General features: G+C 44.0%; 13 protein-coding genes, 1 rRNA gene and 1 riboswitch. All 14 genes read right to left on the minus strand.

Translation table 11 applies throughout. From position 1 onward, the window contains the following. Nucleotides 1-92: 92 nt before the first annotated feature. Nucleotides 93-1,631 carry a bifunctional phosphoribosylaminoimidazolecarboxamide formyltransferase/IMP cyclohydrolase gene (purH, locus tag UN64_RS17400; RefSeq protein WP_077365143.1) on the minus strand — a complete coding sequence of 513 codons (1,539 nt, stop codon included), beginning with the start codon at nucleotides 1,629-1,631 and terminating at the stop codon, nucleotides 93-95. Further along, nucleotides 1,628-2,218 (minus strand): phosphoribosylglycinamide formyltransferase, encoded by a 591-nt coding sequence (gene purN / locus UN64_RS17405; protein WP_077365146.1) that lies wholly within the window; start codon nucleotides 2,216-2,218, stop codon nucleotides 1,628-1,630. Before purN ends, purH begins: the two co-directional genes overlap by 4 nt. Then, nucleotides 2,215-3,255: a phosphoribosylformylglycinamidine cyclo-ligase gene (gene purM / locus UN64_RS17410; RefSeq protein ID WP_077365149.1), complete on the minus strand. Its 1,041-nt coding sequence runs from the start codon at nucleotides 3,253-3,255 to the stop codon at nucleotides 2,215-2,217. The genes purN and purM overlap by 4 nt, the downstream gene beginning before the upstream one ends. A 14-nt stretch (nucleotides 3,256-3,269) precedes the next feature. Then, complete coding sequence (gene purF, locus UN64_RS17415; protein WP_077365152.1) at nucleotides 3,270-4,688, minus strand: amidophosphoribosyltransferase; 1,419 nt, start codon at nucleotides 4,686-4,688, stop codon at nucleotides 3,270-3,272. Then, complete coding sequence (gene purL, locus UN64_RS17420) at nucleotides 4,664-6,895, minus strand: phosphoribosylformylglycinamidine synthase subunit PurL (protein ID WP_077365155.1); 2,232 nt, start codon at nucleotides 6,893-6,895, stop codon at nucleotides 4,664-4,666. Before purL ends, purF begins: the two co-directional genes overlap by 25 nt. Then, a complete protein-coding gene (gene purQ / locus UN64_RS17425; RefSeq protein WP_077365158.1) occupies nucleotides 6,879-7,562 on the minus strand; it encodes a phosphoribosylformylglycinamidine synthase subunit PurQ in 684 nt (227 codons plus the stop codon). Before purQ ends, purL begins: the two co-directional genes overlap by 17 nt. Beyond that, the gene (gene purS / locus UN64_RS17430) at nucleotides 7,559-7,813 is read right to left on the minus strand and encodes a phosphoribosylformylglycinamidine synthase subunit PurS (protein WP_066285742.1); all 255 of its coding nucleotides are present in this window, start codon (nucleotides 7,811-7,813) and stop codon (nucleotides 7,559-7,561) included. The genes purQ and purS overlap by 4 nt, the downstream gene beginning before the upstream one ends. Next, a complete protein-coding gene (gene purC / locus UN64_RS17435; RefSeq protein ID WP_077365161.1) occupies nucleotides 7,801-8,523 on the minus strand; it encodes a phosphoribosylaminoimidazolesuccinocarboxamide synthase in 723 nt (240 codons plus the stop codon). Before purC ends, purS begins: the two co-directional genes overlap by 13 nt. Nucleotides 8,524-8,847: 324 nt before the next feature. Further along, nucleotides 8,848-10,140, minus strand: coding sequence for an adenylosuccinate lyase (gene purB, locus UN64_RS17440; protein ID WP_077365164.1), 1,293 nt, complete (start codon nucleotides 10,138-10,140; stop codon nucleotides 8,848-8,850). Then, nucleotides 10,137-11,300, minus strand: a complete 1,164-nt coding sequence (purK, locus tag UN64_RS17445) for a 5-(carboxyamino)imidazole ribonucleotide synthase (RefSeq protein WP_245802078.1) — start codon at nucleotides 11,298-11,300, stop codon at nucleotides 10,137-10,139. Before purK ends, purB begins: the two co-directional genes overlap by 4 nt. Beyond that, the gene (gene purE, locus UN64_RS17450; RefSeq protein ID WP_077365169.1) at nucleotides 11,284-11,769 is read right to left on the minus strand and encodes a 5-(carboxyamino)imidazole ribonucleotide mutase; all 486 of its coding nucleotides are present in this window, start codon (nucleotides 11,767-11,769) and stop codon (nucleotides 11,284-11,286) included. The genes purK and purE overlap by 17 nt, the downstream gene beginning before the upstream one ends. Before the next feature lie 105 nt (nucleotides 11,770-11,874). Next, a riboswitch (purine riboswitch) is annotated at nucleotides 11,875-11,978 on the minus strand. Between the two features lie 82 nt (nucleotides 11,979-12,060). Beyond that, a complete protein-coding gene (locus UN64_RS17455) occupies nucleotides 12,061-12,264 on the minus strand; it encodes an NETI motif-containing protein (RefSeq protein ID WP_077365172.1) in 204 nt (67 codons plus the stop codon). Between the two features lie 3 nt (nucleotides 12,265-12,267). Further along, a complete protein-coding gene (locus UN64_RS17460) occupies nucleotides 12,268-12,795 on the minus strand; it encodes a DUF2179 domain-containing protein (protein ID WP_077365174.1) in 528 nt (175 codons plus the stop codon). 331 nt (nucleotides 12,796-13,126) lie between these two features. Next, a 5S ribosomal RNA gene (gene rrf / locus UN64_RS17465) occupies nucleotides 13,127-13,242 on the minus strand. Between the last annotated feature and the right edge of the window lie 57 nt (nucleotides 13,243-13,299).

The following is a 13,299-nucleotide window of genomic DNA, read 5'->3' on the forward strand; positions in this document are numbered from 1 at the left end:
GCAGGGGGCTCACCGCCCGCCTCGCGGAAAGCGAGCATCCTGGAGCGGAAATCAACTACTTCCGAAAAAGCAAAATAGTACACGAAAAAAGCTTAATGTTTAAAGTGCCTTACGCCTGTAAACACCATAGTAATGCCGTGTTCGTCTGCTTTTTTGATTGAATCTTCATCTTTAATTGACCCTCCTGGCTGAATGATTGCTGTTACTCCAGCGCAGGCCGCAGCTTCAACAGTATCATCCATCGGGAAGAACGCATCTGAACCAAGCGCAGAACCTTTTGCACGTTCGCCAGCATGCTCGATCGCAATCTTCGCGGCACCAACTCGGTTCATCTGACCAGCACCAACGCCAACTGTCATTTCGTCCTTTGCAAGTACGATCGCGTTTGATTTAACGTGTTTTACAACTTTCCATGCGAGTTTCAAATCTTTCCATTCCTGCTCAGTCGGCTGGCGCTTTGTAGGAATTGTCACGTTTGCATCATCTAGTCCATAAACGTCTTCATCCTGAACTAGCATCCCGCCAGAAACAGTCGTAACTTTTTTAGCAATTCCTTTTCCTTCTGTAAAATCCAGCTTTAACAGTCGGATGTTCTTCTTTTTTGTTAAAATTTCTAAAGCTTCGTCTGTAAACGAAGGAGCTATAATAATCTCTAAGAAAATTTCAGCCAACTTCTTTGCCGTCTCTGCATCTATTTCTGTATTTGAAGCGATGATTCCGCCAAAGATTGAAACCGGGTCTGCTTCGAATGCACGTGTATAAGCTTCCAGCACTGTCGATCCAGTCCCCACTCCACATGGATTCATATGTTTCACTGCAACCACAGTTGGGTCAACGAATTCTTTTACGATAGAAAGCGCTGCATCAGCGTCATTGATGTTGTTGTATGAAAGCTCTTTGCCGTGAAGCTGCTCAGCGTTTGATAGTGAAAGTGCTCCCGCAAGCGGTTTTGCATAGAACGCCGCTTTTTGATGAGGGTTTTCCCCGTAGCGAAGATCTTGCTTCTTCTCATACGTGACAGTAAATGATTCTGGGTGTTCTTCTTCTACCGCTGCTGTTAAGTATTCCGCGATTAGCGAGTCATACGCTGCTGTATGGCGGAAAGTCTTTGCTGCAAGTCTGCGGCGCGTCTCTTCACTTACTGAACCTGCGTTCTCTAATTCACCAGCAACTGTCTCATAATCCTTTGGATCTACTACAACTGTTACATAAGCATGATTTTTTGCTGCAGAACGAAGCATGCTCGGTCCGCCGATATCAATATTCTCAATCGCATCAGAAAATGCTACATTCTCTTTTGCAATCGTTTCTTTAAACGGATATAAGTTAACGACAACAAGGTCGATAGGTGCAATCTCATTTTCTTGCATGGCTTGTTTGTGTGTTTCATTGTCACGGACTGCAAGAAGCCCGCCATGAATTTTCGGATGGAGCGTTTTTACTCGGCCGTCCATGATCTCAGGAAAACCTGTTACTTCGGAAATCCCGATTACCGGAATTCCTGCTTCTTCTAATGCTTTTTTCGTTCCGCCAGTCGAGATGATCTCGACGCCATGACTCGCTAATTTTTCTGCAAAAGGAAGCAAGCCTTCTTTGTTGGATACGGAAACTAGTGCTCGTTTAATAGTCATTGTACATTGCCTCCTACCGTGTCTTTTTGTAATAGTTTGTTTATGATGGCTGGGTACAATTGATGTTCAGCTTTCTGTATACGCTGCTGCAGCGTTTCTCTTGTATCTCCAGGCAATACCGGAATTTTCACTTGTTCAATGATCGGGCCTGTGTCCATTCCGCTGTCTACATAATGAACGGTAACGCCTGTTTCTGCAACATTCGCTTCTAAAGCCTGGCCGATTGCATCCTTGCCTGGAAATGCCGGCAGGAAAGAGGGATGGATGTTTACGATTCTTCCTTCAAAAGCATCCAGCAGTACGTTACCGATTAGCCGCATATAGCCTGCAAGTACAATAAACTCAACGCTATGTGCTTCAAGTTCATTCACAATCTCTTTTTCAAAATGAGCTTTTGAGGCAAATGTATTCGGTACAAAAGTAAAAATAGGGATGTTAAGTTTACGGGCTCTTTCGATGACTTTTGCTCCGGGCTTATCGCATACCAAAAGCTGTATTTCAGCCATAAGCGTTTCATTTTCCACAGCGTCTGCAATCGCTTGAAAGTTGCTTCCGCTTCCTGAAGCAAACACAGCTATTCTTTTCATTCGATCGATCCTCCGCCAAAAATAACGCCTTCACCTTTTTTAACACGTCCGATAATGTACGGCTTCTCGCCTGTTTCTTCTAAAAGACGGATGATCGGCAGCATGTTCTCTTCTGAGACAGCAAGAACCATGCCGATTCCCATATTAAACGTCGTGAACATCTCTTTTCGTGTGAGGCTGCCTTTTTCTTCGATCAAATCAAAAACTGGAGGAACTGGCCATGAGCCATAATCAATTTCTGCAGCAAGTCCTTTTGGCAGCATACGCGGGATGTTTTCGATAAAACCGCCGCCTGTAATGTGAGCCACACCATTTACATCGAATTTATTAAAGACTTCCAATAACGGTTTTACATAGATTCTTGTTGGGGTTAGAAGCTCTTCACCAAGCGGTTTAGACAACCCGTCATATTGTTCCTTCATGTCTAGTCCAGCATCATCTAGTAAAACTTTTCGAACAAGAGAAAAGCCGTTTGAGTGCAGTCCGTTGGAAGCAAGTCCGATCATCACATCGTTCTCCCCGATATTAGAGCCGTTAATCAGCTTAGATTTCTCAGCAATTCCCACTGTAAAACCAGCAAGGTCATACTCTTCGCTGCTGTACATGCCTGGCATCTCAGCTGTCTCTCCCCCGATAAGCGCGCATCCTGCCTGCTCACAGCCGTCCGCGATGCCTTTTACAATCTGTTCTATTTTTTCAGGGTGAAGTGTGCCGCAAGCAATATAGTCCAGGAAATAAAGCGGCTCAGCACCTTGCGCAACGATATCGTTCACACACATGGCAACTGCATCTACACCAATTGTGTCATGCTTATCAGCCGCAAATGCGAGCATCAATTTCGTTCCTACTCCGTCCGTTCCTGATACAAGGACCGGTTCTTTGTGTGAGAAACCTGACAGATCAAACATCGCACCAAATCCGCCAAGTCCCGCCAGTACTTCTGGCCGTTTTGTTCTCAGTGCATGTTTCTTGATCCGGTCAACCGCTTCATAACCTGCTTCGATATTCACTCCCGCTTGCTTATATGCTTCTGCCATCGACTTCTCCCCCTTTAAACAAGCTCTTTTTCATATGGTAAAACTGTATCTGGATAAATTTCCGTCGGATAACGTCCTGTAAAACAAGCTAAACACTGACCGCAGTTCGGTTCTGAGTTTGAGCGGCCAATTCCGTCCATCAATCCTTCAACGGAAATAAAAGATAAAGAATCAGCTCCGATAATCTCACGAATCTCATCAACCGAATGTTTTGATGCGATGAGTTCTGCACGCTCTGACGTATCGATTCCGTAGTAGCACGGATGTGCGATCGGCGGTGCTGTAATTCTCACATGCACCTCTGTCGCGCCCGCGGCACGCAGCATTTTTACGATACGGCGGCTTGTCGTGCCTCGAACGATCGAGTCATCCACCATCACAACACGCTTGCCTTCCACAATTCCCCGAACCGGTGAAAGCTTCATCTTTACACCGAGTTCACGCAGTTCTTGTGAAGGCTGGATGAATGTTCTTCCCACATAACGGTTTTTAATCAAGCCGATCTCATAAGGGATACCAGATGCTTCTGCATAACCGATCGCTGCCGAGATACTTGAATCTGGAACACCTGTTACCACATCTGCTTCAACTGGTGCTTCTTCAAACATCTTCTTCCCAAGACTCTTTCGTGCTGCATGAACGTTAATTCCTTCAATATTGCTGTCTGGTCTTGAAAAATAAATATATTCCATCGAACACATGGAACGTTGTACAGATGTTGAAAAACGATCTACCGTTAATCCATCTTCGTTAATGATCAAAAGTTCTCCAGGCTGCACATCACGCACGTATGTTGCACCGATTACATCAAATGCACAAGTCTCAGAAGCTACAACATACGCGTCTCCCAGCATACCTAACGACAATGGACGTAAGCCGTTCGGATCTAACGCCACCATCATCTCGTTTTCAGTCATGACTAAAAACGCGTAAGCACCTTTTAACATCGTAAGTGCGTTCTGTACTTTTTCTTTTAACGTAAAATAACCGCTGCGCTTAATTAAGTGAGCAAGCACTTCCGTATCAGATGTTGTCTGAAAGATGCTTCCTTGTGATTCCAGCTGATGTTTTAACGCGTTAGCATTTACCAGATTTCCGTTATGGGCTAACGCGAGTGAACTCGTTTGCGAGCGGAATAACAACGGCTGAACGTTAGCAAGCTCGTTTCCGCCAGCTGTTGAATACCGGACATGGCCAATCGCACCATGCCCGATCAAACCTTCTATCTCGCCTTTGCTAAAAACGTCATTAACGAGACCGCTCCCTTTATGGATGCGAAGACGTTCTCCATCCGTTACAACAATTCCAGCACCCTCTTGTCCGCGATGCTGCAGGCTGTGAAGGCCGTAATATGTTAACTGCGCAGCATCAGGGTGACCCCAAATACCAAATACGCCGCATTCTTCGTTTAAACCTTTGATGTCAGCAAGCATGGAATTGCTCCTTTCCAGGCATCTTGCAGTTCCTGGAGCGTACAGGATAATAACTCTTCACCCTGCTCATTATCGATCGCAAGACCGCTCTCAGAACGTACAAACCCTATGATTTTTGCATCTTTTACAAGCTGTTGGAACTCGTCTTGATTTTCAGGTTTTACTGTTACTAAGAAACGGGATTGAGATTCTCCGAAAAGGCTTCCGATCGGCTCATCTGTCAGCGTAACGCTCGCCCCGACTTTTCCGTCCATCACAGATTCAGCAAGTGCTACTGAAAGTCCGCCTTCAGCCACATCATGTGCAGAAGCGATAAGCCCTTTTTGAATCGCTGTTAAAAGATCACGCTGTCTGTTTTCTTCCACTTCAAGATCGATGTGTGGCGCTTTACCGAAAATGCTTCCTTCTTTCATCTTCTGAAGCTCGCTTCCGCCAAATTCAGGCTTGCTGTCCCCGATCAGATAGATGATGTCTCCCGCTTCTTTAAAGCTCTGCGTTACAATGTGCTTCGTGTCTTCGATCAGCCCGACCATTCCGATAACAGGCGTCGGGTAAACCGCTACACCGTTTGTTTCGTTATAAAGAGATACGTTTCCGCCAATTACAGGAGTTTCAAGCTTGTTACATGCCGCACTCATGCCGTCAGCCGATTTTTCAAGCTGCCAGAAGATCTCAGGCTTCTCAGGGTTTCCGAAGTTTAAGCAGTCAGTTACAGCCAATGGCTTCGCACCAGAACATACAAGGTTGCGAGCCGCTTCAGCAACAGCGATCTTTCCGCCAACTTCCGGATCAAGATATAAATAGCGAGAATTACAGTCTGTTGTCATCGCAAGAGCTTTTTTCGTGCCTCTTATTCTTACAACTGCTGCATCAGACCCAGGCGCAACAACTGTATTCGTGCGAACCATATAGTCATATTGGTTATACACCCACTCTTTGCTCGCGATAGTCGGCTGTTCTAAAAGTGATAGCAACGTAGATTTGAAGCTAGTAACCTTAGGGATATAATCTTCTTGCGCTTGGAACTCACCATAATATGCCGGTTCTTTTGATGGTTTATGGTAAATCGGTGCGTCTTCAGCAAGTGCATCTACTGGTACATCTGCTACGATCTCACCTTGATGAGTGAGGCGCAGTACTTTTTCTTCGATAACCGTTCCGACTGTTACACAATCAAGATCCCATTTCTCAAAAATCTTCTCTACTTCATGCTCACGGCCTTTTTCAACAACTAACAACATGCGTTCTTGCGATTCTGAAAGCATCATTTCATAAGCCGTCATACCTGTTTCACGCTGAGGAATAAGGTCAAGGTTCATCTCGATTCCCATTCCTGCTTTACTTGCCATCTCTGCTGACGAACTTGTCAAACCTGCTGCACCCATATCCTGAATCCCAACAAGCGCATCACAGTTATGAATCAGCTCCAAACACGCTTCCATTACGAGCTTTTCCATGAACGGATCGCCAACTTGAACCGCAGGGCGTTTTTCTTCTGACGCTTCAGATAATTCTTCCGATGCGAATGTTGCACCATGGATACCGTCGCGTCCTGTTTTCGCTCCAACATACATCACGGAGTTGCCAGCACCTTTTGCCTGACCTTTTTTTATATCTTTGTGATCGATTAAACCGACACACATTGCGTTAACAAGCGGATTGCCTTCATATGACGGATCAAATTGAACTTCTCCGCCAACAGTCGGGATACCGATACAGTTTCCATAGCCTGCGATTCCTGCTACTACCTGCTCAAATAAATACTTAACACGTGGTGACTCTAATTCACCAAAACGAAGCGAGTTCAGCATTGCGATCGGACGCGCTCCCATTGAGAAAACGTCACGGATGATTCCGCCAACACCAGTAGCTGCTCCTTGATATGGTTCAATGGCTGATGGATGGTTGTGTGATTCAATCTTAAAAACAACCGCCTGGCCGTCACCGATATCCACGATACCAGCACCTTCACCTGGTCCTTGCAGTACACGCTCTCCCTTTGTCGGAAACTTGCTCAACACAGGTTTTGAATTTTTATAAGAACAGTGTTCACTCCACATAACAGAGAACAATCCCGTTTCCGTCCAGTTTGGAAGTCTTCCAATAATCTTTTCTACGAGTTCAAACTCTGAATCACTTAAGCCCATTTCACGGTACAATTTCTGTTCTTTAATTTGAGAACTTGTTGGTTCATGTTGCAGCGACATAGCGTTCCCTCCAGCTCTTCACGATTGATTGAAATAATTTCAGTCCATCCTTGCTTCCTAACAGCTCATCAACAGCGCGTTCCGGGTGCGGCATCATCCCCAGTACATTGCCCTCTTTGTTTATAATTCCGGCAATATCCTCAACAGATCCGTTCGGATTTTTCGCATAGGTGAAAACGATCTGATTATTTTCTTTCAGCGCTTTTAACGTCTCTTCATCGCAATAATAGTTGCCTTCACCATGTGCAACCGGAACAGAGATCACTTCACCTTTTTCGTATTGAGATGTAAAAAGTGTTTGATCATTCACAACAACAAGCTCTTCTGGCTGGCAGATAAATTTTAGCGATTCGTTACGGCGCATCGCTCCAGGCAGTAGACCTGTTTCGAGCAAAATCTGAAATCCGTTGCAAACACCTAGAACGGGCTTGCCTTCTTTTGCTGCCTTTACAACTTCACTCATCACGTTTGAAAATTGTGCGATGGCCCCAGAGCGTAAATAATCTCCATAAGAGAAACCGCCTGGCAATAAAATACCGTCAAATCCACTTAAGTCTGATGCATCATGCCAAACGTACTCAACATCACTGCCAAGCTCGTCTTTTACCGCGTGATACATATCTGTGTCACAGTTCGATCCTGGGAATACGATTACTGCAAACTTCACTGTGCAACAACCTCCTCCACCTCATACCGGTAGTCCTCAATTACCGGATTGGATAAAAGTTTAGAACACATAGCAACAATCTTCTCGTCCAGATCATAGTCGCCTTTTTGAAGTGTCAGCTCCAGATACTTGCCGATACGTACGTCTTCAACCTCTGACTGTCCCATCTTATGAAGCGAATGCATAACTGCCTTTCCTTGCGGGTCCAATACACTCTCTCTTAGCGTCACATAAACTTTTACTTTGTACATGATAGGCCTCCTAGACGTTTTAAAATAGTTTCATAAGCATCTGTTAAACTTCCAAGTTCACGGCGGAACACATCTTTATCAAATTTCTCGTTCGTTTCTGCATCCCATAAACGGCAAGTATCAGGGGAGATTTCGTCAGCTAACAGTAGTTGTCCTTCGCTGTCTAAACCAAATTCCAGTTTGAAATCTACAAGCTTCACATTTCGCTGAACAAAATACGAAGTCAGAATTTCATTAACCTGAAGAGCCTGTTTAGAGATGACTTCAAGCTGTTCTTTTGAAGCGAGATTGAGAATATCGATATGCTCTTCTGTAATCAGCGGATCGCCAAGATCATCATTTTTGAAGTAAAACTCGACAATCGTTCTTGGCAGAATCTGTCCTTCAGGGATTCCTGTACGCTTTGATAGTGAACCAGCTGCAATATTGCGCACGACCACTTCTAAGGGAATGATGGTCACCTTCTTTACGAGCTGCTCCGTTTCTGACACTCGTTTTACAAAATGAGATTCAATACCTTTTTCTTTCAGCAACTCGAACAGAATGGATGATATCTCGTTGTTTAGTCTGCCTTTTCCTTCGATCTCGGCTTTTTTCTCACCGTTAAAAGCTGTTGCCGAATCCTTATAGCTCACCCATACGATATTTTCGTCTGATGTTGCGTAGATTTTTTTGGCTTTCCCTTCATACAGCTGCTCTAGCTTCTCCATTCTGACCCCTCCATTTTAGGAACATTCCCAATATTCAATCTTTTAAAAAAGGCAAAGAGAAAGAGAGCTCATAATATCACTCTCTTTTTAGTTGAAGTACTTCTAATAAGCTTTATAGCAATTACTGTTATTTTTGGAAGTGGTTGATTTCCGTTTCAGATGCTCGCTTTCCGGGGGGCGTGCGGTGAGCCTCCTAGCGCTCTGCGCTGATAGGAGTCTCACCTGGCCCACTCGTCCCCCAGGAGTCTCGCATCTTTCACTTCAATCAACTTTCAATGAAGTCTTTTTAAAAACAACAATCTTAAAAGATCTTTATAAAACCCTTTAAAGTCCCAATCTGTCAAAGATCGTATCGACATGTGACAGATGATAACTGTAATCAAAGCATTCAGAGATTTCTTCTGGTGTTAATTTGTCTGTTATTTTTGGTTCAGCTTCTACTAATGTTCTGAACTGAACGCTTTCTTCCCAAGCTTGCATTGCTTTTGGCTGCACTGTGTCATATGCTTCTTCGCGTGCCATGCCTTTGTCGATCAGTTTCAATAGAACGCGCTGTGAGTAGATCAATCCGTATGTGCGGTCCATGTTGCGCTTCATGTTCTCTGGGAACACCGTTAAGTTTTTGATAATGTTTCCAAAACGGTTCAGCATGTAGTTCAGTGCGATCGTCGCATCAGGCAGAATCACACGTTCAGCAGATGAATGCGAGATGTCACGCTCATGCCATAGAGACACGTTCTCATAAGCAGTCATCATGTAGCCGCGGATCACACGAGCAAGCCCTGTCATGTTTTCAGAACCGATCGGGTTTCGCTTATGCGGCATTGCAGAAGATCCTTTTTGACCTTTTGCAAAGAACTCTTCAACCTCACGCGTTTCACTCTTTTGAAGTCCGCGAACTTCTGTCGCAAACTTCTCGATGCTTGTTGCAATCAACGCGAGTGTCGACATGTAATGTGCGTGACGGTCACGCTGCAGTGTTTGTGTAGAGATTGGTGAAGCCTCTAACCCAAGCTTTTCACACACATATTTTTCAACGAATGGATCGATGTTGGCATAAGTTCCAACAGCTCCAGAGATCTTTCCAAAACGAACCGTGTCAGACGCTTGCTTAAAGCGTTCAACATTACGCTTCATCTCTTCGTACCATAGAGCAAGTTTTAATCCGAAAGTTGTAGGCTCAGCGTGTACACCGTGCGTACGTCCCATCATCACTGTGTACTTATGTTCTTTGGCTTTCTCTCCTAAAATTTCAACAAAACGATCAAGGTCTTTTGCCAAGATGTCGTTTGCTTGTTTTAAAAGATAAGAAAGTGCAGTATCAACAACGTCAGTTGAAGTAAGTCCGTAATGCACCCACTTGCGCTCGTCACCAAGCGTCTCAGAAACCGCTCTTGTAAAAGCAACTACATCATGGCGTGTTTCTTCTTCGATCTCTAAAATGCGGTTAATATCAAACGACGCATTTTCACGAAGCTTCTTTACATCCTCTTTAGGGATCTCTCCAAGTTCAGCCCAAGCTTCACATGCCAGGATCTCAACTTCCAGCCACGCTTGATATTTATTTTCATCCGTCCAAATAGCTCCCATCTCTGGGCGAGTATAACGTTCAATCATTGTTGTACCTCCGTCTTCTTTCTCTCTAAAAAAACGTTAGACACGATTTCAGCTTTTTCTAGCGCTTCTTCAATTGTTTCGCCTAAAACCGTTATGTGCCCCATTTTACGTTTCGCTTTTGCTTCTTTTTTTCCGTACAGGTGCAGTTTCGCTTCTCCTAATTTTCCTATCTCAATTAACACGGTCTCATGATGTTCCCCTAAGATGTTGATCATCACGGCCGGTTTTATTAAGTCTGTATTGCCAAGCGGCCAGTTGCACACCGCACGTACATGCTGATCAAATTGTGACGTCTCACACGCCTCGATCGTGTAATGGCCCGAGTTATGCGGGCGCGGCGCAAGTTCATTCACATAAATACTGCCGTCTTTTGCGACGAACATCTCTACGGCAAGCGTCCCAACAAGCTCCAGTTCCGTTGCGATTGACCCCGCTAAGTGCTTCGCTTGTTCCGCAGTTTCTTTTGTGATTCGTGCAGGTGCTATCGTTTGGTGCAGAATGTTATCTCTATGAATATTCTCTGCTATTGGAAACGATTTAACCTCACCGCTTACACTTCTTGTTAAAATAACCGAGATCTCTTTATCGAATTCCACCCATGACTCTAGGACACAATCTGTTTGTTTATTTAAAAGCTGTTCTGCTTTTTCGATGTCGCTTTCCTGTTTAATCACGACTTGGCCTTTTCCGTCATAACCGCCGCGGCACGTCTTTAAAACGGAAGGAAGTCCGAGCTGTGTGATCGCATCCCTTAAAGAATCTCTATCTGAAACCGGTCTGAAAGGCGCTACCGGAACGCCAGCTTTTACGAGCGTTTCTTTTTCTCTTAAGCGGTGCTGAGTAACCGCAAGAAGACGGCTTCCCTGCGGCAGATGAGCATTCTCCTCAAGCCAGCCAGCACTTTCTGCATCGATGTTTTCAAACTCATATGTGACAACATCGCTAAGAGCTCCCAGTTTCTGAATGCCTTCACGATCTTCATAACCGCTTATGATTTGTTGATCTGCAACTTGCCCGCAAGGAGAATCTTCACCTGGCTCTAAAACTACGACACGGAGTCCCATTTCCCTTGCGCTCAGTGCCATCATACGCCCTAGCTGTCCGCCGCCTAAAATCCCAATTGTCTGCTGTGGTCTAATTGTTTTATACAAGCTGCTCACTACTTTCAATCGCCATCTCTTGGGCATTAGCCCGGCGTTGTTTAAGTCGCTGTCTTACTCCTTCATCATGAACTGCTACCATCTGTGCAGCTAGAAGTCCTGCGTTTGCTGCACCTGCTTTACCGATTGCAACAGTTGCTACCGGAACACCTTTAGGCATCTGAACAATGGATAAAAGTGAATCAAGGCCATTAAGCGCTCTAGACTGAACCGGCACCCCAATAACAGGAAGGATTGTCTTTGCTGCAACCATGCCTGGCAAGTGTGCTGCACCGCCAGCTCCTGCAATGATTACTTCAAGTCCTCTTTGTTCAGCTTCTTCTGCATATTGAAACATAAGATCTGGTGTACGGTGTGCTGAAACTACTTTCTTTTCAAATACTACCTCTAGCTCTTCTAAAATATCGCACGCTTCTTTCATTGTCTCCCAATCTGAAACACTTCCCATGATAACGCCTACTTTAGCCATGGCAGCCTCCTTATTGTCAGAAAAAATAAAAAAGTCCAGTTTGTATGCTTCTCCCTAAATATGAGAGAAAGCAGCCAACTGGACATACTTATCCGATAAAAATAACAGAAAGATGCTTTCCCTCATAGTCTGATGAAATACACGGTCATCAGGTAGAGACTTACGGGCCATATCCCCGAAATTATATGAGGGCTTTATTCTTCTGGTTTCATTGTAACAATGGTCGTTTTCGTTTGTCAACAAAAATCGAACATTAAGTTATATTAAATACCTAATGTTCGTGTTTTACCGTTATTTTATTAATTTTCCTTCAAAAACAATTCGTTGTTCCTTTACTTCTGGTTCCAATCTGCCGTTACGTTTCACTTCATGAAACACAGGCTCTTCCATTCTTCTAACTGGTGTATAGCCTTCCTTTGCCATACGATCCAGGCAGTCAGAAATCGACTCTCCTATTTCAACAGCAAACTTCTTTTTAGATGGTTTCTTCTCCATCTGTTACCTCCTGATACCCTTGACCCAAAATCCGCCATGAAACGCTTTCGGCTCGTGCGAAATAATAAACGCCTTCGGATCTAAATCTTTAACTGTATTATATAGATTCAATTCTGATTTACGAGATGTTAGAATCTCCATCATTAAACGCTGTCCTTCACGGCCTTCCGCAAGCCAGTTCGTAACACCATAGCCCTTGTTGCGAAGCGCATTCGGCAGGCCGCCAGCAAGATCAGTTGTAATCACGTTAACAGTAGTATATCCAAGTGCCAGCTTTTCCTCAATCTTCATCCCTACTAGCACACCGGCTCCATAACCAACCGCATATGCAATCAAGTTCTGAATCTCATTTAAGTTATCAAGTACAAGACCAAGTCCAACAATATAAATAATAACCTCAAAAATACTTATAAAAGCAGCCAGATACCTCTGCCCTTTAAGCGTTAAAATCATCCGGATCGTAAAAAACGAAACGTACACTATATTAATCAATAAAATAATACACACCATAACAAATGCATTATCTAACAAGGCAGCAACCTCCTAAGGTGAAAAAATACTTTGTTAAGAATAACACTTTTTGGACAAGTTGGAAACTGGAGAATTGATGCAAAAACAGTTATGAGGTGAATGGGAGAATTTATGTGGAAAGAGGAATATCTGTCATTTGTCGAAAAGCCTATAAATGAGGAATTATGGCCTAGAAGTCATATTTACGGACTAGAAATCGAAATTAAGCTTAGAAATAATAATTACAGTTTGAAAATATAAAATTACAGCTTAAAAACATTTTTATACCATTCTAAAAAGATTTAATAATAAAAAAAGATGGAACGAACATAAAGTTCGTCCCACCTTCTTTGCCTAGCGACGTCCTACTCTAACAGGGGGAAACCCCCAACTACCATCGGCGCTGAAGAGCTTAACTTCCGTGTTCGGTATGGGAACGGGTGTGACCTCTTCGCCATCATCACTAGACCTTATTGAATTAGAGAGTTTATGTTCTCTCAAAACTAGATACGACATTTCCAAACG

The sequence above is a fragment of the Fictibacillus arsenicus genome (assembly GCF_001999465.1).
In the GTDB taxonomy this organism is placed as follows: Bacteria; Bacillota; Bacilli; order Bacillales; family Fictibacillaceae; genus Fictibacillus; species Fictibacillus arsenicus.